This is a genomic window from Helicobacter sp. MIT 21-1697 (assembly GCF_026241255.1).
GTDB lineage: Bacteria > Campylobacterota > Campylobacteria > Campylobacterales > Helicobacteraceae > Helicobacter_C.
Window position 1 is genome coordinate 173,009 of sequence record NZ_JAPHNC010000002.1, and the last position, 20,091, is coordinate 193,099.

20 protein-coding genes and 1 tRNA gene are annotated in these 20,091 nt (G+C 37.0%); 11 read left to right on the top strand and 10 right to left on the bottom strand.

Annotated features, from left to right (window positions below; translation table 11 throughout):
* Positions 1-3 precede the first annotated feature (3 nt).
* On the top strand, positions 4-915 hold the full coding sequence (locus OQH61_RS02795) for an LPP20 family lipoprotein (protein WP_266025742.1): 912 nt from the start codon (positions 4-6) through the stop codon (positions 913-915).
* 2 nt (positions 916-917) lie between these two features.
* Here the strand turns inward: OQH61_RS02795 and OQH61_RS02800 are convergent, their stop codons facing one another.
* From OQH61_RS02800 to OQH61_RS02810, 3 genes are read right to left on the bottom strand one after another with little or no spacing between them, the layout of a single operon-like run.
* On the bottom strand, positions 918-2,309 hold the full coding sequence (locus tag OQH61_RS02800; RefSeq protein ID WP_266025744.1) for a UDP-N-acetylmuramoyl-L-alanyl-D-glutamate--2,6-diaminopimelate ligase: 1,392 nt from the start codon (positions 2,307-2,309) through the stop codon (positions 918-920).
* Positions 2,281-2,922 (bottom strand): hypothetical protein, encoded by a 642-nt coding sequence (locus OQH61_RS02805; protein WP_266025746.1) that lies wholly within the window; start codon positions 2,920-2,922, stop codon positions 2,281-2,283. Before OQH61_RS02805 ends, OQH61_RS02800 begins: the two co-directional genes overlap by 29 nt.
* Before the next feature lie 5 nt (positions 2,923-2,927).
* Positions 2,928-3,203 carry a NifU family protein gene (locus OQH61_RS02810; protein WP_266025748.1) on the bottom strand — a complete coding sequence of 92 codons (276 nt, stop codon included), beginning with the start codon at positions 3,201-3,203 and terminating at the stop codon, positions 2,928-2,930.
* A gap of 201 nt (positions 3,204-3,404) precedes the next feature.
* Here OQH61_RS02810 and OQH61_RS02815 point away from each other — a divergent pair, with 201 nt between their 5' ends.
* From OQH61_RS02815 to OQH61_RS02835, 5 genes are read left to right on the top strand one after another with little or no spacing between them, the layout of a single operon-like run.
* On the top strand, positions 3,405-4,409 hold the full coding sequence (locus tag OQH61_RS02815) for a DctP family TRAP transporter solute-binding subunit (protein WP_266025750.1): 1,005 nt from the start codon (positions 3,405-3,407) through the stop codon (positions 4,407-4,409).
* A 17-nt stretch (positions 4,410-4,426) separates the two neighbouring features.
* Positions 4,427-5,044 (top strand): TRAP transporter small permease, encoded by a 618-nt coding sequence (locus OQH61_RS02820; RefSeq protein ID WP_266025899.1) that lies wholly within the window; start codon positions 4,427-4,429, stop codon positions 5,042-5,044.
* A 10-nt stretch (positions 5,045-5,054) separates the two neighbouring features.
* Positions 5,055-6,329 (top strand): TRAP transporter large permease, encoded by a 1,275-nt coding sequence (locus OQH61_RS02825; protein WP_266025752.1) that lies wholly within the window; start codon positions 5,055-5,057, stop codon positions 6,327-6,329.
* A gap of 12 nt (positions 6,330-6,341) precedes the next feature.
* Entirely contained in the window at positions 6,342-7,931 is a 1,590-nt protein-coding gene (locus tag OQH61_RS02830) for an inorganic phosphate transporter (RefSeq protein ID WP_266025754.1), read from the top strand.
* 56 nt (positions 7,932-7,987) lie between these two features.
* On the top strand, positions 7,988-9,310 hold the full coding sequence (locus OQH61_RS02835; protein WP_266025755.1) for a hemolysin family protein: 1,323 nt from the start codon (positions 7,988-7,990) through the stop codon (positions 9,308-9,310).
* Here the strand turns inward: OQH61_RS02835 and hemE are convergent.
* The 3 genes from hemE to OQH61_RS02850 form a co-directional block, all read right to left on the bottom strand.
* Complete coding sequence (gene hemE / locus OQH61_RS02840; RefSeq protein WP_266025758.1) at positions 9,299-10,321, bottom strand: uroporphyrinogen decarboxylase; 1,023 nt, start codon at positions 10,319-10,321, stop codon at positions 9,299-9,301. The two genes, OQH61_RS02835 and hemE, sit on opposite strands and share 12 nt — an antisense overlap.
* Positions 10,322-10,335: 14 nt before the next feature.
* On the bottom strand, positions 10,336-11,361 hold the full coding sequence (locus tag OQH61_RS02845) for an aspartate-semialdehyde dehydrogenase (RefSeq protein ID WP_266025761.1): 1,026 nt from the start codon (positions 11,359-11,361) through the stop codon (positions 10,336-10,338).
* A gap of 76 nt (positions 11,362-11,437) precedes the next feature.
* Positions 11,438-12,169, bottom strand: a complete 732-nt coding sequence (locus OQH61_RS02850) for a class I SAM-dependent methyltransferase (RefSeq protein ID WP_266025763.1) — start codon at positions 12,167-12,169, stop codon at positions 11,438-11,440.
* A gap of 308 nt (positions 12,170-12,477) precedes the next feature.
* Between OQH61_RS02850 and OQH61_RS02855 the strand changes: the two genes are divergently transcribed.
* Positions 12,478-12,553, top strand: a tRNA-Val gene (locus tag OQH61_RS02855).
* Between the two features lie 65 nt (positions 12,554-12,618).
* Here the strand turns inward: OQH61_RS02855 and lspA are convergent.
* Together lspA and glmM are read right to left on the bottom strand one after the other, a co-directional pair.
* Positions 12,619-13,107 carry a signal peptidase II gene (lspA, locus tag OQH61_RS02860; protein ID WP_266025764.1) on the bottom strand — a complete coding sequence of 163 codons (489 nt, stop codon included), beginning with the start codon at positions 13,105-13,107 and terminating at the stop codon, positions 12,619-12,621.
* Complete coding sequence (gene glmM, locus OQH61_RS02865; RefSeq protein WP_266025766.1) at positions 13,100-14,467, bottom strand: phosphoglucosamine mutase; 1,368 nt, start codon at positions 14,465-14,467, stop codon at positions 13,100-13,102. Before glmM ends, lspA begins: the two co-directional genes overlap by 8 nt.
* 89 nt (positions 14,468-14,556) lie before the next feature.
* Here glmM and rpsT point away from each other — a divergent pair, with 89 nt between their 5' ends.
* Genes rpsT through OQH61_RS02885 form a run of 4 tightly spaced genes read left to right on the top strand, consistent with a single transcriptional unit; the run spans position 14,557 to position 16,995 of the window.
* Positions 14,557-14,829 carry a 30S ribosomal protein S20 gene (gene rpsT, locus OQH61_RS02870; protein WP_266025768.1) on the top strand — a complete coding sequence of 91 codons (273 nt, stop codon included), beginning with the start codon at positions 14,557-14,559 and terminating at the stop codon, positions 14,827-14,829.
* A gap of 23 nt (positions 14,830-14,852) precedes the next feature.
* Complete coding sequence (gene prfA, locus OQH61_RS02875) at positions 14,853-15,920, top strand: peptide chain release factor 1 (protein WP_266025770.1); 1,068 nt, start codon at positions 14,853-14,855, stop codon at positions 15,918-15,920.
* A complete protein-coding gene (locus OQH61_RS02880) occupies positions 15,917-16,591 on the top strand; it encodes a glycosyltransferase family 10 domain-containing protein (RefSeq protein ID WP_266025771.1) in 675 nt (224 codons plus the stop codon). The genes prfA and OQH61_RS02880 overlap by 4 nt, the downstream gene beginning before the upstream one ends.
* 50 nt (positions 16,592-16,641) lie before the next feature.
* Positions 16,642-16,995, top strand: coding sequence for a hypothetical protein (locus OQH61_RS02885; protein WP_266025772.1), 354 nt, complete (start codon positions 16,642-16,644; stop codon positions 16,993-16,995).
* A 68-nt stretch (positions 16,996-17,063) separates the two neighbouring features.
* On the opposite strand, the gene OQH61_RS02890 is transcribed toward OQH61_RS02885, so the two are convergent.
* Both OQH61_RS02890 and OQH61_RS02895 read right to left on the bottom strand, forming a co-directional pair.
* The gene (locus tag OQH61_RS02890) at positions 17,064-19,439 is read right to left on the bottom strand and encodes a ribonucleoside-diphosphate reductase subunit alpha (protein WP_266025773.1); all 2,376 of its coding nucleotides are present in this window, start codon (positions 19,437-19,439) and stop codon (positions 17,064-17,066) included.
* A gap of 9 nt (positions 19,440-19,448) precedes the next feature.
* The gene (locus OQH61_RS02895; protein WP_266025774.1) at positions 19,449-20,072 is read right to left on the bottom strand and encodes an NAD(P)H-dependent oxidoreductase; all 624 of its coding nucleotides are present in this window, start codon (positions 20,070-20,072) and stop codon (positions 19,449-19,451) included.
* Positions 20,073-20,091 lie beyond the last annotated feature (19 nt).

Below are 20,091 nucleotides of genomic sequence, written 5' to 3' on the forward strand. Positions count from 1 at the left end.
TATATGCGACTAGTAAGTGTTTTAGCAATCGGAACAATTTTTTTATTGGGAGGCTGTGGTGGTAATTCACCTAAGCCACCATCTTGGTATGGGAAAGATGCACATAATGATACACACCTTATTGGTTTTGGCAATGCGACAAGTCTTGATTCTGCTAAAGCTAGGGCTTTGAATGATATAAGTTCTCAGCTTAGTGTGCAAGTAAGTTCTCAATTTAAATCGCATACACAAAGGCAAGATTCTTCTCTTACGCACAAAACAAGTAATGAAATTAAACTTGATGTTGCGGCTATTGAGCTTAGTGATGTAAGTTATGTAAAAGATGAATTTAAAGACAATCAGTTTTTTATCAAAGCTCAAATCCCAAAAAGTTCCTTAGTTAGGCAGTTTCAAAGCTCCTTTAATACAGAATATAACACTTTGAATTTTAATAGAATGTCTCAATGCAGTAGCATTTCAATTAAAGATAAAATGCGTTTAGAGTATGCTCTTAACAAGCTTAATCTTTATACACTGCTTTTACATTCACTTGGCTCAAATGCCAAAGATATGAGACAGCTTGAAAAATTGCTCTCAATGAACTCACCTCTTCCTACGGCGCGTCTTAATATCCAAAGCAATGCACGAGCAGAAGTGATTGAAAGCGAACTTGCAAAAGAGTTGGGAGAATTTTATAGTTTTGATTCACAAGCGCACAATCTCATTAATGTGAAACTTAAACTTGCTCTCATCGGTGGAGCGACAATCAAAGCAGATGCGATTATGACAATTTATGATTGCCGTAACAATCCTGTTTTTACCACGAGTGTGAGCAACACTCATAAAGGCAATAGCATTGATGACTCGCTTAGTTTTACAGCCAAACGCATAGGTGTGCAGTTATACAAAAAAATACAAGAGTGGATTGAACAATAAAACTATGTGCGATTTATAAAATAATCGCGCACTACTTCCCTATCATCAAAATGTATTTTTTGCTTGCCAATAATTTGATAATCTTCATCGCCTTTACCCAAAATCAAAAGCACTTCATCAGATTCTAGAGAATCTAAAGCCATATGAATTGCTTTTTTACGATCTATTTCAACAAATATATTTTTTTTATCTTGCATACCGCTCAAAATATCCTCAATGATACTTTGTGGAGATTCTGTGCGTGGATTATCGCTTGTGATATAAATTTTATGTGCAAATTGCTGCGCACAAGCTCCCATTTTAGGGCGTTTAGATTTATCTCTATCGCCACCTGCTCCAAAAACAACGACTACTTTACAATGTCTAAAACTTTCAAAAATTTGATACATACCATCGTGCGTATGTGCAAAATCCACAATAACAAGTGGTGTATTATGCACTACTTCCATACGCCCACTCACACCACCAAAATGCTCTAGTGCCTCTGTAATGCTGTGTAGTGGCTCTTGAGTGAGAATCTTTACCGCAGCGATTGCAGCAAGGGCGTTGTATAAGTTGTGTTTCCCATATAAATGGGCTTGTATTGAGCTTTGTTCATTTTTTTTACTATCTCGCTCTCTCCAAGAAATATAGCCATCAATTCCATTTTCAAGTGCATATACATCAACACTTAAATTCCCTTTTTTTTCTATACCATAAAAATAGGCTGCTTTATCAACACAATGCACATAAGGTTCATCAGCATTGAGCAGTTTTTTACCCTCGCTTTCAAAAAAGCTATTTTTGATGTGCCGATATTCCTCTACGCTCTTGTGATAATCCAAATGGTCGCTCGTAATATTTGTAAGAATCTTAAGTGCAAAATCAAGTCCAGCTATACGCTCTTGTTCAATAGCGTGAGAGCTTACTTCCATAATCAAAAAATCACACTTTTTTTCCATAGCAATATAAAGATTTTCGTATAACTCAAGCATACTTGGAGTTGTTAAGCCCTTAGCTTTAATGTTTCGCTCATTAATAAAAAACCCTCTTGTGCCGAGCAATGCAACATTAAACCCCAAATCAAGCAAGATAGAGTAAATTATAGCTGCAGTGGTTGTTTTTCCATTTGTGCCAGTGATACCTACAATATTTGGTGGATTGTGGGAAAAATCTTTCATAAGAATATCTTTAAGCTCATAAGATTCTATAATAGAGCAAGATTGCGCTATGTGAGGCGTGATAAAATCTTTGTTTTGTTTATTTCTGACAAATAAAATCTTATCTACATTTATATCTTTTTGTAGCTCAAATGTATCCCCCTCACCTTTTAGAAAAGATTCTATTACTCGTGTATCATCTGTTAGGGCTATAAAGTCTTTGTCCTTATATCTTACGTTTTTTTTGATTATCATCGGCTACCTTTTGGAGAATCTTCTCAATCTCTTTATCGTAGATAACACTTTTTCTTAAAGATTCCATATATTCAATATATTCCATTGACATATCTTGATAATTATTCTCTACAAGTTGATTAAGAAATTCATAAAACTCATTTTTATTAGTAAAAATAATTTTCGTGCTAAAGATTAAATCTTCAAAAGCTTCTTTAAAGCTCTGTTTATCTTGGACAATTTGTTTAAAATCCTGATACAAGATGCCATTAATCGCATCAGCACGCAAATTTTCAATATGTTTTATCATATTGAAAATCTTATTCGTGCTTTTATCAAAACTACGAATGGTTTTAAGCATTTGTTCCCTTGCCTTGCTTTTAGTAATTTCTTGTGAGAGTAGAATCTGGTAATACTCATACAAACCAAGAGCTTGCTCTTCAAAATCTTGAGCCATATCTGAAAGAAGCACGCCAATAGTAGATTCTGTATTATTGGGTTCAAGACTTAAATTATATGCAAAAAAATCAAAAGCTTTTTTATATTGCTTAGCAGTAAAAAATCCAAAAGCTTTTTTATTATTTCTATTAATAACTTGACGCGTGCGTGTGTCAGTTAGTTTGATTGATTCCATATATTCTATCCTATTTGAAAGTCTGCTTCTTTTCCGTGTTGGACATTAACAATAGTTATATCAGGGTGGATTTCCTCCTTGAGACGATTTTCAATAGCATATTTAAGCGTATTTGCTGAACTTGGACAGCCTTTGCACGCACCTTCAAGGCGCACATATACTTTTGCATCTTTAATGCCAAGTAAAGTAATATCACCACCATCAAGCGTAAGTGTAGGGCGCACTTTTTGAATAACCATTTCAACAGGCATTTTAAGATCTTCATCGCTAAAAGGAAACACTCAACCCCCTTATGATTTTGTATTTTGATATATAATTCTAACGTATTTTTTCAAATACTAGAAAATCAAAGAATTGTTTATAAATGACACACAATAATCATTTTAAGGCAAAATCCACAAAGCCCTCTCTTTATTTTATAATAAATCCTTATAGAATAAATAATCAGAATATAACGACATATTAACTAAAGGAGTAAAATTATGAATAACAAAATGTCGGCACTCATCTTAAGCTGCATAATAGGTTTTGGATTTTTAGGTTGCGGCGAAAATAAAACGCAAGAGAGCTATAAAGTTAAGTTTGCTCACGTTGTGAGTGCAAATACCCCCAAAGGTAAAGCTGCTGATTTTTTTGCTAAACGCGTAAATGAGTTAAGTGGCGGTAAAATCAAGGTGGAAGTATTTCCAAGTGCGCAACTTGTTGATGATGATAAAGTATTTCAAGAGCTTGCACGCAATAACATTCAAATGGCAGCACCGAGTTTTTCAAAATTCACCCCTATTGCTAAAGAATTTAATATATGGGATATTCCATTTTTATTCCGTGATACAAACCATTTACACAAGGTAATGGACGGCGAAGTAGGTCAGATTCTAAAAGATATTATCTCACAAAAAGGTGTTGTTGCTCTTGATTATTGGGACGCAGGTTTTAAACAATTTAGCACGAATAAAAAGCCCATTATTGTGCCTGAAGATGCCAAAGGACAAAAAATGAGAATTATGAGCTCTAAAGTATTAGAGGAACAAACAAAAGTCATTGGTGCTATTCCGCAAGTCATACCTTTTGGCGAAGTATATTCTTCCCTCTCCACAGGTGTAGTTGATGCAGCTGAAAACCCTCTTTCTAATTTTTATAATTCTAAATTTTATGAAGTGCAAAGCTCTGTTACACTCTCAAATCACGGCTATTTAGGCTATCTTGTTATAGTAAGTGATAAGTTTTGGAAACAGCTTCCTGATGACTTAAGGGAAATCTTTAAACAGGCTCTACACGAAGCCACAGAGTTTGAACGCGAAGAAAGCGCCAAAGAAGAAAAAGTATTCCTCAAAAAACTTGAGAAAGATGACACAACAAAAACACAAATCATCACAATAAATGATGAACAAAAAGCATTGTGGGAAGATACTATGCGAGCTATCTATCCTAAATTTTATAATATAGTGGGGCAGGATTTAATTGAAAAAGTTATACAAGTGCAATAATTTGCGGAGAAAATTTGATGTTTTCTTGGATTACTAAACCATTTGTGTGGGCACATCATAACCCACGCATTCTTAAGATTTTTGCCATTTTAGATAAAATTATTGCTTCCATTAATAAAAATATTGCTGTAATTGGCTTAGGGGTAGGTGTGCTTATCACTGCTTTAAATGTATTTTGTCGTTATCTTACTGGATTATTTCCAGATTTTATCCACCTCTCACTTACTTGGGCGGAAGAAATAGCACGATATTGTTTTTTGTGGTCAGCTCTTTTTGGAGCGGCGTATGGATTCAGAAAAGGTGTGCATATTAGCGTTACTATGCTACTTGAACGTTTCCCTCCCCCATATGCTAAAGCTTGTGTGCTTGGCATACATACACTTAATGCAATTTTTCTTGCTTTTATGACATATGCTGGAGTTATGGTATGTTATGATAACTATATTCTTGGTTATATGAGTGAAGCATTGCATAATGTCCCTTTGTGGATTTTTTTGCTTTGTTTGCCTTTAGCATTTTTTGGTGCGACTTATCGCTCCATTGAAAAAATCTATGAAGTTTCTTGGATGGAAGCAGACAAGGTCATTAAAAATGCAGAAAATGAAATGATACACGATAGTGTAACGAAAGATTAATGGAGTATTAATGAGTGTTGCATATCTAATGATTACTTTATTTGGCTTATTGCTTTTAGGTGTTCCTGTTTCTATTGCTTTGGGTATAAGTGCAATTAGCACACTTTATTTTTTTACTTCATATAATATTATTGGTTCAGCTGAAATTATGTTTAATGGCTTAAAGCCTGCTCTTATGGCGATTCCTATGTTTATCCTTGCAGGTTCTCTTATGAGCAAGGGGAGTTCAGCCAAACGCATTATTAATTTCGCAACCTCCCTTGTAGGGCATTTACCGGGTGGATTACCCATAAGTGCAATTCTAGCTTGTATCATTTTCGCTGCAGTAAGTGGTAGTTCTCCTGCCACTGTTGTTGCTGTTGGTTCAGTAATGTTTTTAGCCATTAAAAGTGCTGGTTACCCCAAAAGTTATGCAGTAGGTGCTATTACATCAGCTGGAAGTCTAGGGATACTTATTCCTCCTTCGGTTGTAATGATTGTTTATGGTGTAACTGCTGAAGTTTCTATTGAAAAACTCTTTATGGCAGGAGTGATTCCGGGCTTAATGATTGGTATTATGATGATGCTTTATGCGTATGTGGGGGCAAAACGGCTGGGCTTTAAAGCTACAAAGCCTGAAAGTTTCAAAGTGCGCTTTCAAAAATTTCGTGAAGCATTTTGGGCGTTACTCATTATCTTTGTTATTATTGGTGGGATTTATGGGGGTATATTTACTGCCACAGAAGCGGCTGGCATTAGTGCAGTATATGCATTTATTATCTCTGTGTTTGTTTATAAAGATATTAAGCTCAAAGACCTCCATTCAGTATTTTTAGACGCGGCTATCACCACAGCTATGATATTTTTTATTATAGGTTTTGCAGTCGTGTTTGCACATTTTTTAACCAATGAAAGAATCCCCCACCTCATAGCAGAATTTCTTGTCGCGCAGCAAATGAGCTGGTGGGTATTTCTTATCCTTGTAAATATTATGCTCTTTATTATGGGGCAATTTATGGAACCTAGCTCTGTTATTATGATAATGACACCACTGCTTTTACCCATTGCATTAGCTCTTGGTATAGATCCTATACATTTTGGTGTCGTGATGGTTGTAAATATGGAACTCGGTATGCTTACACCACCTGTGGGATTGAATCTTTTTGTAGCAAGTTCGCTCACAGGACTTAGTCTTAAAGATGTAACGGCTTCAGTGCTTCCTTGGCTTGGAATAATGTTATTGGGTTTATTGTTGATAACTTATATTCCTGATATTTCACTTTGGTTACCAAATAAACTCAATTAAAAAGGAGGATTTATGGAGTTTAAAAATATCAAACAAATTGAAAAGGCGCAGAGTTTTAGCCAAAAAGATGGCATAAAGCTTTTTATTGTGCTTATCTTTTTCTTAGTGATTTCACTGCTAGCGATTTTCATTCATACAGGTCATAACACGCTTTTGCTTGTTTTTGCGACTATCATTGGTGGTTATATGGCAATGAGTATTGGGGCAAATGATGTGGCAAACAATGTTGGTCCTGCTGTTGGTTCTCACGCGATTACCCTTGTAGGAGCAATTATAATTGCTGCAATTTGTGAAGCTATGGGGGCAGTTATAGCTGGTGGAGAGGTTGTAGAAACAATTAAATCTGGTATTATAGATTCTCAAAACATTACTGACCCAAGTGTATTTATTGCTCTTATGCTTGCAGCTCTCGCTTCAGGTGCAGTGTGGTTACATCTTGCCACGGCTATTGGAGCTCCTGTTTCAACGACACACTCACTTGTAGGCGGAATATTAGGTGCTGGAATTGTTGCAGTAGGCTTTGATATTGTAAATTGGGGAGAATGCTTACGCATTGTATCAAGTTGGATTATCTCACCTGTGCTTGGTGGCTTAATCGCAGTCATTTTTCTTATCATCATTAAAAAAAGCATTACCTATAAAGAAGATAAGCGTGAGGCAGCCAAAAAAGTAGTGCCTATTCTTGTTTTTGTAATGACTTGGGCTTTTAGTCTTTATCTCATACTCAAAGGATTAAGAAAAATATTGCCATCGCTTAATTTAGGCATATCCGTGTGTATTAGCCTTATTATTGCTGTTGGCGTTTATTTTATAGTGCGTCCTATCATAGCCAAGAAGGCAGATTCTCTTCTTAATACTAAAGAAGATATTAATTCACTCTTTACTATTCCACTTGTTTTTTCAGCAGCACTTTTGAGCTTTGCCCACGGAGCAAATGATGTGGCAAATGCCATTGGACCACTCGCAGCGATTAGTGAAGCACTTGAAAATCTTAGCCAATCTCTCCCCACAGGTAAAGCAAATGTGCCACTATGGATTATGCTTGTAGGGGGCTTGGGTATTTCTTTGGGACTTGCACTCTATGGACCGCGTCTTATTCGCACGGTGGGGAGTGAAATCACTGAATTAGATAAAATGAGGGCATTTTGTATCGCTATGAGTGCAGCTCTAACCGTCCTTTTAGCCTCTCAACTAGGATTGCCTGTAAGCTCAACCCATATTGCTATTGGAGCGATATTTGGTGTGGGTTTCTTGCGTGAGTATCTCAAAAAGCGCTATTATGAAATGCAACAAATTATCATAAAAGCTCATAAAGGTAAGGACGCACAAGAAGTGGAAGCATTTTTAGAACGTTTCAATAAAGCAAGCATCAAGAAAAAAGGTTTAATGTTGGAATCTATTAAGAATAATAGACAGCTTAAAGATATACCATATTTTGACAGGAAAGAACGCAAATCGCTTAAAAAAGCCTACAAACAAGAGCTTGTAAAACGTAGTGCAATCAATAAAATTGTTGCCTCGTGGCTTATCACAGTACCCGTATCTGCTGTGCTTGGTGGTGCTACTTATTATGTAATCACAAGTCTTGGCTTTAGCATTTAGTTTTTTAAAAGATTTGATTGATTACAATTAAAACTTTATTTTGAGAAGGAGACTTTTTGGACCCATATTCGTCCATTTTGATGCTTATTTTGGCATTGCTTTTAGTGTTTCTCAATGCTTTTTTTGTGCTTTCAGAATTTGCTATTGTTAAGATACGAAAATCAAAGCTAGAGGAGCTTGTGAAAAATGATGTCAAAAATGCTTCTTTGGCTTTGAAAATTACTCATTCGCTTGATACATATTTGAGCGCAACACAGCTTGGTATCACCCTAGCCTCTCTTGCATTAGGTTGGATTAGTGAAAATGCTTTTGTTAAGCTTATGAGTATCCCATTTGAATACTTCTTAGAATCTTCACCCTTTTTAGTGCATTCTATTGCATCAGTGATTGCTTTTGTTTTTGTAACACTTCTTCACGTTGTGCTTGGAGAGCTCGTGCCAAAGTCAGTTGCTATTGCCAAAACAGAATCTATTGTGCTTTTGATTGCCAAGCCGCTTTATACATTTCGGATTATCTTTTCTCCACTGATTAAGCTTTTTGATTTGCTTGCAGCATTTTTTCTTAAATTCATTAACATCTCACCTGCGCGGGAAAATGAAGTCGCGCATTCTGATGAGGAACTTAAAATCATTATAGGCGAAAGTCTTAAAGAGGGTTATATAGATTCCATAGAGGGTGAAATCATCAAAAATGCAGTTGATTTCTCTGATACCCTTGCTCGGGAGATTATGACACCTAGAAAAGATATGATATGTTTAAATGCGCAAGATGGATATGAAAAAAATATTGATATTATTTTGCAAACAAATCACACGCGTTATCCTTACTATCAAGATTCTAAAGACAATATCCTAGGTATGATACATATCCGCGATTTATTTGAAAACGCGATAAAAGGCAAGGAACGCAATCTCTCTAAGCTTGTCCGCAATATGATTATCGTGCCAGAAAGTGCGCATATCTCTGAAATTTTAAATACAATGAATCGTCAGCAAGTCCATACCGCACTTGTTGTTGATGAATATGGTGGCACTTCTGGGCTTTTAACAATGGAAGATATTATTGAGGAAATTATGGGGGATATTTCTGATGAGCACGATTTGAAAATTGAAGATATGAGGCAAATTGACGCGCAAACTTATGAATTTGATGGCAAACTTGAAATAAGCGATATTGAAGAAATGCTCGGCATTACTTTTAAAAATACAAATGACCATATCACTATCGGGGGTTATGTATTTGGGCTTTTTGGGCGATTGCCTATGATGAAAGATAAAATTACCGATGAACATTGTATTTTTGAAGTGCTTGAAATGGAAGGTGCGAGGATTAAAAAATTAAAAGTTACCTACACACCAAAGATGACATCATCGCTTTGATTTTTCTCTCACCATTTGCACAAGGGCAATAGCATTCTCGCGCGGTAAATCTGGAAGCATTCCGTGTCCTAAATTAAAAATATGCCCCTCTTTTTTCCCCATAATTTTAAGAATCTCGTCAATGCCACGTTCCATAGATTCTCTATCATAGAGCCTTGAAGGCTCAAGATTACCTTGCAAAACATATTTTTTGCCAAGATGTGATTTTGCTAATGCCATAGGCGTGCTCCAATCCACACCAAAAACATCAAAATACCCATCTATTCTATCCAAATATCCAGCAATTCCTTTAGGAAAAAGCATAACAGGAATATGTGGGTATTTATCTTTGATATATTGAGCAATATCTTTCATATACTGCCAACTAAATTCCAAATACGCCTCACATTCAAGCGCACTTGCCCAGCTATCAAAAATCTGCACTGCATTTGCACCTGCGCGGATTTGCTCCTCAAGATAGAGCTTTAATTCTTCACTTAAAGATTCAAGCAAAGCTTTAAGAATCTGTGGCTGTCTATACAGCATTGCTTTGCTTTTAGCATAGCTCTTGCTTCCTTGCCCCTCAATCATATAAGTTGCCAAAGTCCAAGGCGAACCACAAAATCCAATCAAAGCTTTGTCTTTTGGCAGTTTGGTGCGGATAGAGCTTAGCGTGTCATAGACATAAGTAAGGCGTTTATGCGCACCCTTTTGTAGAGTTGCAATATCATTCATATTACTGATTGTGCGATTAAATTTAGGACCTTCACCTGCGAGAAATTCAAGGGGCAATCCCATTTCCAAAGGCACAACTAAAATGTCGCTAAATAAAATAGCTGCATCAACATCAAGAATCTCCACAGGCTGCAATGTTACTTCAGTGGCAAGCTCTACATTCTTACACAAATGTAAAAAACTTCCAGCCTTAGCTCTGCTCTCTTTATATTCACTCAAATATCGCCCAGCTTGGCGCATAATCCATATAGGTGTATAAGGCGTGGGTTTCCTCAAACACGCATCAATAAAAATCATTTGTGCCTCCCTCTTTACTTTTGCATTTCAATCCACTTTTGCGCAATTCTCACAGCATTTGTGGCTGCACCTACACGAATCTGGTCAGCCACACACCATAAATGAATAATATGTTTATCAAAATTATCCTCACGCACTCGCCCTACATAAGTTTGGTCAGTTTCAGTCGCTGTGATAGGCATAGGATAGAGTTTTTCTTGTGGATTATCACACAGCACAAGATAAGGAGATTCTAAGAGAATCTCACGCACTTGCTTTGCACTCACTTCAGATGCAAAAGTAATGCTTATAGATTCACTATGGCTTCTTAATACAGGCACGCGCACACAAGTCGCACTCACAGGAAAATCTGTGTGCATAATTTTATGGGTTTCATTAATCATTTTCATCTCTTCTTTTGTGTAATCATTAGGCATAAATACATCAATATGTGGAATCACATTTAAAGCAAGGCGATGAGGGAATACCTGTGTTTGCGCCTCATCAAGCTTAAAGGCAAAAAACGCTTGCATTTGCATAACAAGCTCCTCCATACCGCGTTTTCCTGCGCCACTTGCGGCTTGATAGGTGCTCACATCTACGCGTTTGATACCAAAAGCTTTATGCAAAGGTGCTAGCACCTGCACCATTTGAATCGTAGAGCAATTAGGATTGGCAATAATGCCCTTTTTATCCCAAAATGCTATATCTTGTGGATTTACATCAGGCACGACTAAAGGCACATCTTTATCCATACGAAAATAGCTTGTGTTATCAATCACCACTGCCCCGGCTTTAGCAGCACTTAGTGCAAATCGCTCGCTCACTGCCCCACCCGCAGAAAAAAACGCAATTTCTATGCCTTCTTTTGCAAAAATTTCATCGGTAGTTTCTAAAATCTTATAAGTTTGAGAATCAAATTCTATCTCCTTACCTACACTGCGCTCACTTGCTAATGGCACAACCCTTGATACAGGAAACTTATGCTCCTCTAGCACTCTAAAAATCTCTTCCCCCACAGCACCACTTGCGCCAACTACGCCCACAACATATTCTTTCACATTCAATCCTTTAAGCCTCTTCAATCTTTAAGACACGATAAAATGCGTAGTATAGCAAGATTTTTTCAATTAATGATTAATTATGCGCAATCACAAGCAATGAGCCTCCAAAGCAATTTGGTAAAAAAGATATACATTTATTTTCCAAGCGACACATACTAAGCAGTGCGCGATTGAGAATCTTAGGCGGTGGGACATCACGCAATTCTTGGGATTCTAATTGTTTTGCCTTTGAAGCAGGATTGAGCAAAGCGCGTGCGAACAAAAGTGGCGTGAGTGCAATAAAAAAATATTGTGCAGATTCTATATGGAATCCACACTCACACATAAGATTTGTAAGCGTGGCTTTGGTATAGCGGCGTTTATGATGCACGCTCACATCGTGAGCATTCCATAGCCACTGGTGCGCAGGGACACTCAAACAAACCAAGCTGGCAGGATTATTTTTAAGCATACGCTTCATATTCAAAAGTGCGCTTTTATCATCATCAATATGCTCAAGCACATCAAAAGCAAAAATACAATCAAACTCATCTTCAAAAGGCACATCAAGCAAATCCATACAATAAAGCTGTGTAATGCCATAGCTTTTGGCATATTCTAAGCCTTGAGGGTGTATTTCGCCCACAGCCATATTTTTATAACCACAATGAAGAAAATGCCGCGTAATGCTTCCTGTCCCAGCACCCACATCAAGAATCTTCGCCTCCAATCCAAAAGAGCGCATAAGAGCTTTGGAAACTTCTTGGAAAATAAACTCGCGGCGTGCAATATGCCAAAAATGCTTATTTTCAGCCAAATACAACATATCCATACCTTCTTTGGGAAAGGAAGATTCTCCTTGTGAAAAATGACATTGGGTGTGAGATAAGGGGTGAGAAGAATTGCTTTCTAAGTCAGTGGGGGGGGGGCAAAATATACAATTTGATTCAAAATATGAGAGGGTTTTATCTGCATTGTGTCTCCTTATTTAAAAAATAAAATCATTATACAGAAAAATCAAAAATGATTTTAAGAAAGTTTAAATCAAGCTTGAGATAGAATCCGCTCTTTTTAGCTGCATATCTTGCATTAGCAATAGCTTTTAGATTCTATGTATAAGTTTCTATAATTGAAGGTCGCGTAGCTCAGTTGGTAGAGCACTACCTTGACATGGTAGTGGTCGCTGGTTCAAGTCCAGTCGTGGCCACCATTTTGCAATCATTTCGCTCCAATATCGTTTCTTTATTTTACTTTATTTTTAGGATTCTCTTACTTTTACAATTTTTTCTCGCGTAGCATTTGAAGTATCATCAATGCCACACTTATATCAATAAGCACATCGGCAAGATTAAAAATCGCAAAATCAAACCAATAATGCCAATACACATAATCTACAACTCCCCCATACATAAACCTATCAATGATATTTGATAAGCCAGCACCAATGAGTATCCCAAGTGGCACATAATGTTTGACAAAAAAATCACTCCATAGCGCACCAAGCAACAAAAGAAACAAAAAGAGAATCTGAATATATTTTAAATACTCTTCTAAAAAGCTAAACATTGAAAATGCCACGCCTTTGTTATACACAAGAGCCCTACCGCCAATAGTGATTGCCTCATTCTCCCACACAAAACCCTCAAGCATAATAAGCTTTACCCATTGGTCAAGCAAAATGCTTAGAGCAAAAAGTGCGATAAAAATGCACATTTGCCTTGTCGTAATCTGCCTTAAATGCGTGAATGAAAAAATATTACGCATTAAGCTGCTTTTGACAAAAATCAATGAGCATTTTCACCTGCTCACTCACAAGCTTAGAATCTTTGCCTTCTACCAAGATTCTAAGCTTATTTTCTGTGCCAGAGTAGCGCACAAGATGGCGATTCCCACTTTGGGTAATAGAATCTAACCTCTCTTGCAAACCATTAATGCTTTCAAGGGGCTTTTTGTGAGCAACTTTAAGATTGTATAATTCACTTGGATAAAGTTCAAATGGATTGAGTATTTCCTTCGCACTTTTAGCGCTTTGGATTAAAAGTGCTAAAACTTGCAATGCACTTACCAAGCCATCGCCTGTTTTAGCATAATCACTAAAAATAATATGCCCGCTACTCTCTCCTCCAAAATTAAGATTATGCTCACGCATTGTATCCCATACATATTTATCTCCCACATTACAACGATGAAGCCCTATTTTATGAGATTTGAGAAATTCCTCAAGTGCGAGATTACTCATCAGGGTTGCCACAATAGCGTTGTTTTCAAGTGCGCCGATTTGCTTTTGATAAAGCGCAAGTGCGCCAATGAGTTTATCACCATTGACAATATTTCCTTGATTATCCACCACTACTAATCTATCTGCATCACCATCAAGCGCAAAACCTATATCAGCACGATAAGTCATCACTTCTTGAGCCAAACCTTCAGGGTGCATAGCCCCACATTGCTTGTTGATATTATAACCATTGGGTTCATCATTGATAGCAATTACATCAGCTCCTAACTCCCTTAAAACAATGGGTGCAACACGATATGCCGCACCATTGGCACAATCACACACAATGCGCAATCCACGCAAAGTCAGATTCTTAGGAAAGGAATTTTTAATATGCACAATATAACGTCCCACCACATCATCAATGCGTTTTGAACTCCCAATTTCTAACCCACTTTTGAGTGCGCTTTGGAGTGAAGCAGGATTGTGATAATAAGATTCTATACTCTCTTCTTCCTCTTGAGCAAGTTTATAGCCAAAATGATTAAAAAATTTTATGCCATTATCATCATAAGGATTATGACTCGCGCTTATCATAATGCCCGCATCACAACGCATATCCTCTGTCAAAAAAGCAACTGCAGGAGTAGGCATAGGACCAATTTGTATTACATCATAACCCACAGAAGTGAGAGCTGAAACAAGAGCATTTTCTATCATATAGCCACTACGGCGCGTATCTTTACCTACGAGAATCTTATTTGTTAATGAATGCTGACGAAAGTGTATCCCCGCGCTTGTTCCTAATGCTATCACACTTGAGGGAGTAATCACCTCTCCTGCGCGTCCTCGCACACCATCAGTGCCAAATAGTTTTACCTTTATATCTTTTTCTTTTGTTTTCATCATCAATCCCCTTACAGACTTTTAAACTGCATTTAATTAAACTTTTGGCAGAATCTTGCCCTAATTTTTTAAAAAAAGGACTAATAAAAATGGCAAATCATAAATCTGCTCAAAAACGCATTCGGCAAACCAAAACAAGAACTGAACGCAACCGATACTACAAGACGCGTATTAAAAATATTGTGCGAGACATTCGTGAGGCTGTCTCAAGTAAAGATGTAGCAAAAGCACAAGAAGCACTTAAAATTGCCAACAAAGAGCTCCATAAATATGTCAGTAAAGGGATTTTGAAAAAAAATACTGCTGCGCGCAAAGTATCGCGGCTTAATGCAAGTGTGAAAAAAATCGCTCAATCTGCTTAAATTATTTTCTTTAAGAGGCTGAAATGCTTACTGACAAACTTAAACCCATTGTGGCGCGTTATGATGAAATTTCAAGCCTCCTTAGTTCAGAATCTGTTCTTTCAAATATCAAACAGCTTACCCAGCTTAGTAAAGAGCAAAGCGATATAGAATCTATCGCACAAAATGCCAAAACATATTTTTCCCTCCTTGAAAATATTACACAAAATAAAGCCTTGCTTGAAGATAAAGAGCTTGGCGAACTTGCCAAAGAAGAACTCAAAGATTTAGAATCTGCTAAAGCTACACTAGAAGAAGAAATCAAACTCCTCCTTATTCCTAAAGACCCAAATGATAGCAAAAATATTTACCTTGAGATTCGCGCTGGGACAGGTGGTGATGAGGCGGGGATTTTTGTAGGAGATTTATTTAAGGCGTATTGTCGCTATGCAGATTTGCAAAAATGGAAAGTTGAAATTATAAGCTCAAGTGAAAATAATGTCGGTGGCTATAAGGAAGTGATTGCGCTTGTCAAAGGAAATGGTGCGTATTCCAAGCTTAAATTTGAAGGTGGCACTCATCGGGTGCAACGCGTGCCAGAGACAGAATCTCAAGGACGCATTCATACTTCAGCTATCACGGTGGCGATTATGCCTGAAGTTGATGATGTGGAAATTAATATCAATCCTAATGATTTAAAAATTGATGTTTTTCGTAGCAGCGGACACGGAGGACAAAGCGTAAATACCACAGATTCAGCAGTGAGAATCACGCATATTCCCACAGGCATTAGCGTTTCTATGCAAGATGAAAAATCTCAACATAAAAATAAAGATAAAGCATTGAAGATACTTAAAGCAAGACTTTATGAGGCAGAGATGGAAGCCCAAAATACACAAAACAAAGAAGCGCGCAAGACTCAAGTAGGAAGTGGTGATAGAAGCGAGAGAATCCGCACTTACAACTATCCACAAAATCGTCTCACAGACCATCGCATAGGTTTAACACTTTATAGCCTTGAAGAAATTATGTTAGGTGGGCTACTTGATGAATTTATCAATCCTCTTATTGCCCACGCTCAAAGTGAAGCTATGGGGAATATAGAGCAATGAGCCAAAATTGCACAAAAGCACCCAAACCCACAAAAAAAGTATATTTTTGTGATGGAGCGGTGAGAGGGAAAATTGTTACTTTATTAAAGCAACATTATGAACTTATTTTTACCGATGAAAACCCAGATTATATTTTTTACTCTTGTATGGGATTTGAGCATATTCATTACGATGGAGTGAGAATCTTTGCCACAGGTGAGAATGTAAGGGCTGATTTTAATTTTTGTGATTATGCTATTGGGTATGATTATATCCACTTTGAAGACCGATATTTGCGCTATCCACTTTATCTCCACTATGAATCTGATATGCAAAAAGCTATGAATAAACATTTGCATATCACGCCAGAAACGATTGGAAGCAAAACACGCTTTTGCACTTTTGTCGTGAGCAATGGCAAAGCAGATGAAACACGTACACAATTTTTTGATTTTCTCAATCAATACAAACATATACATAGCGGGGGGCAATATAAAAACAATATTGGCACACCTGTGGCAGACAAACACACATTTTTGCAAGAGGGAAAATTCAATATTGCTTTTGAAAATTCAAGCACAAATGGCTACACGACAGAAAAGCTTATCCAAGCTTTTGCTGCACACACGATTCCCATTTATTGGGGTGATAAACGCGTAAGTTTGCCTTTAGATGTAGCGGGGGGGGGGTAAATCCAAAATCTTTTATCAATATCCATCAGTATAAAGATTTTAAAGAAGTTTTGGAGGTTATTACTTATCTTGATACTAACGATGAGGCTTATTTGGCAATGTTAAGCGAATCTGCGTTTTTGGACACAAATCATCAACATTTATTTGATGAAAAACTTGAAAAATTTTTACTTTATATCTTTAATCAGCCATTGGAAAAAGCGTATCGTAGAGGATTTGGGCAATGGCGCTACAACATAGAAAAACGTTACATTAAAGCCCAAAAAGTGCGTCAAATCGCTAATACTTTTGTAAATATTGTCCAAATACCTCTGCGCATTCTGAAACAATATCTTTTTTCTGCTTATCTATCCATAACTTCAAAAAGTTTTGTCCCATTCACCAAAAAACGCACAAGTAAATAAAATACTACTTGTTACCAAAACAACTTAGAATCCTCTTCCTTAAGACCACTTTTACTTTTTATTCTAAGTCATTGGCAATTCACGCATTCTACGCTTCTATCCATAATCTGCTCTTGTGCTTCTGGACTTTGAGAGCGTAAATAATATGTGCTTTTTAATCCCAATTTCCACGCAAGCGTATAAATATCATTAAGCATTTTGCCACTTGCTTTATCAAGGCGCACAAAAATATTTGTGCTTTGCCCTTGGTCTATCCATTTTTGCCTTACAGCCGCTGCTTTGATAATATGAGTTTGCTCAATATCATACGCTGAAACATAATAATTCCAAGTATCAAGGTTCAAGTGAGGCACAACCACAGGAATAAGCCCACTTAGATTCTCCTCATACCATTTTTTTCTATACACAGGCTCAATCGTTTGAGTCGTGCCCACCAAAATACTAATTGAGCTTGTGGGTGCAATCGCCATCAAATAGCCATTACGCATACCTTGTGCTTTTACTTTTGTCCTCAAAGATTCCCAATCGCATTGCTGTGAAAAAAGCCCCCCTCTATCAACAATCTTAAGAGCTTCTTTGTTTGCCATATCAATAGGAAATATACCCTTACTCCAATTACTGCCCTCAAATTGGGGATATTTACCCTTTTCTTGCGCAAGATTTGCACTTGATTCAATCGCATAAAAACTCACAAGCTCCATAATCTCATCAATCTTTATCAGATGCTCTTCACTCCCCCATTCAATATGAGAGCGCGCAAGCATTTCTGCTTCACCCATAACTCCAAGCCCGATAGCACGATTTTGCATATTTGTAACTTTAACCTTACGATTAGGATAAAAATTTAAATCAATCACATTATCAAGCATTCTAATAGCAATAGGCAAGACGCGTTCAATATCTTCTTTGGTGTTTATTTTGCTTAGATTCACGCTTGCAAGATTGCATACTGCTGTTGCTCCCCCTTGTGCTATACGCGAGGTAATAAACACTTTCTTGCCCTTTATGCAATCCACACTTGTAATTTTATTTGCCCTCTTACACATACCATTATCAAGTTTTACTACTTCTTTTTCTTCATACAACACTTTTGAACCATCTTCAAATTCCACTTCCACCACATAATGATTAGGATTAGTATTTTGAAAAATCTCTGTGCATAGATTTGAACTTCTGATAATTCCCGCGTGAGCATTAGGATTTACACGATTTGCATTGTCTTTAAAGCATAAAAAAGGTAAGCCTGATTCAAAATAATTTGTGAGAATCTTTTTCCATAAATCTTTAGCTAAAATGCGAGATTTAAGCACCTTATCAGAGCTCTCATATTCAAGATATTTTGCTTCAAAGGCTTCTCCATAAAGTTCAGTGAGTTCAGGGCATTCATAAGGGTCAAAAAGTGTCCAAAAATCATTTGATTCTACTCGCTTCATAAATAAATCACAAATCCAAATAGCTGGAAATAAATCGTGCGTGCGTCTGCGTTCCTCACCGCTATTTTTGCGTAAGTCAATAAAATCGTGAATATCATTATGCCAAATCTCCAAATAAGTAGCTATTGCGCCTTTTCGTGTGCCTAATTGATCAACAGCAATTGCTACATCATTAGCAATTTTTAAAAATGGCACGACACCACCAGCAGCATTTTTATGCCCATCAATGAAACTTCCAAGCCCACGCACTCTGCTAAAATCCCAACCTATACCGCCTCCATATTTACTCAAAAGTGCCATTTCCTTATAAGCGTCAAAGATTCCCTCAATATTATCAGGTGTGCTTCCTACAAAACAAGAACTTAATTGATGACGCGTAGTCCGAGCATTTGCAAGGGTAGGTGTTGCACAAATAACCTCAAACGAAGAAATCATATCATAAAATTTTACTGCCCAAGCATTACAATCTTTTTCATTTTGTGCTAAAAACATAGCAATTGCCATAAACATATGTTGGGGCAATTCAATGGGACGATTATTGCTATCTTTTAATAAATACCTATCATAAAGCGTCTTAATGCCCAAATAATTAAATTGCAAATCACGTTCAGGCTTAATATGAGAATCTAAGAATGTCAAATCATATTTTTCTTTAATACCAGAGATGAGCTTACCCTCTTTTTCTCCCTGTTCAAAATATTCTTCAAGCTTTTTATAGCCTGTCCAACCTGTTACTTTATGGTATAAATCATATAGAAATAATCGTGCTGCGACAAAACTCCAATTTGGTGTATCTACATCAATCTTATCTACTGCTGTTTTGATGAGCGTTTGTTGGATTTCTTCGGTGGTGATTTTATCTTTAAATAAAATCTTTGCATCAACCTCTAGCTCACTTTGACTCACTCCCTCTAATCCCTCTACTGCCGCTTGTGTATGTTTTTGAATCTTTGCAATATTGAGCGGCTCAATGCGCCCATTTCTCTTTGTAACCGTGATTGTGTCTAGCATTTATCCCCCTTATTTGTATTCAACCAATTCATCAAGTGTGATTCTATAACGCGGCTGCTGTGCTTTGCCACGATAACCAAAACATACAATCAAACTCACTTGCTCTTTGAAAGAATCTAATCCATAAAGCTCCTCTACTTTGCGTTTCTCAAAGCCCTCAATATAGCAAGTATCAATTTTAAGATAACTTGCATAACTCACCATATAAGTTGCCATAATATAGGCTTGCAAAGCACTCCAATATGCAATTTTCTCATCAGTAAATCCACGCGCTACAAGATAGTTCCCTAACCGATTGCAAAAAGTCTCATATCCACTTAAATCCATTTTGCGTCTAAAAGTATTAGCTTTAGTATATTCACTTGGTGGCACTAAATCGCTTTGCAAGCTTTTAAACACTACTACTTCACTTGCACTTGTAATTTGTGGTTGGTCCCAACATAGCGGACGCAATGCTTTTTTTGCTTCATCGCTGCGCAAAACTAACAGCCTTGTAGGCTCCATACCAAATGAACTAGGAGCAAGTCGCCCTACTTCTAAAATTTCCTCAAAGATTTCTTTTGGGATTTTTTTATTCTCATCAAAAAGCTTGCAAGAATGACGGAAATAAATTGATTCTAAAAAAGGATTCATAGCTTTTCCTCATTTGTTT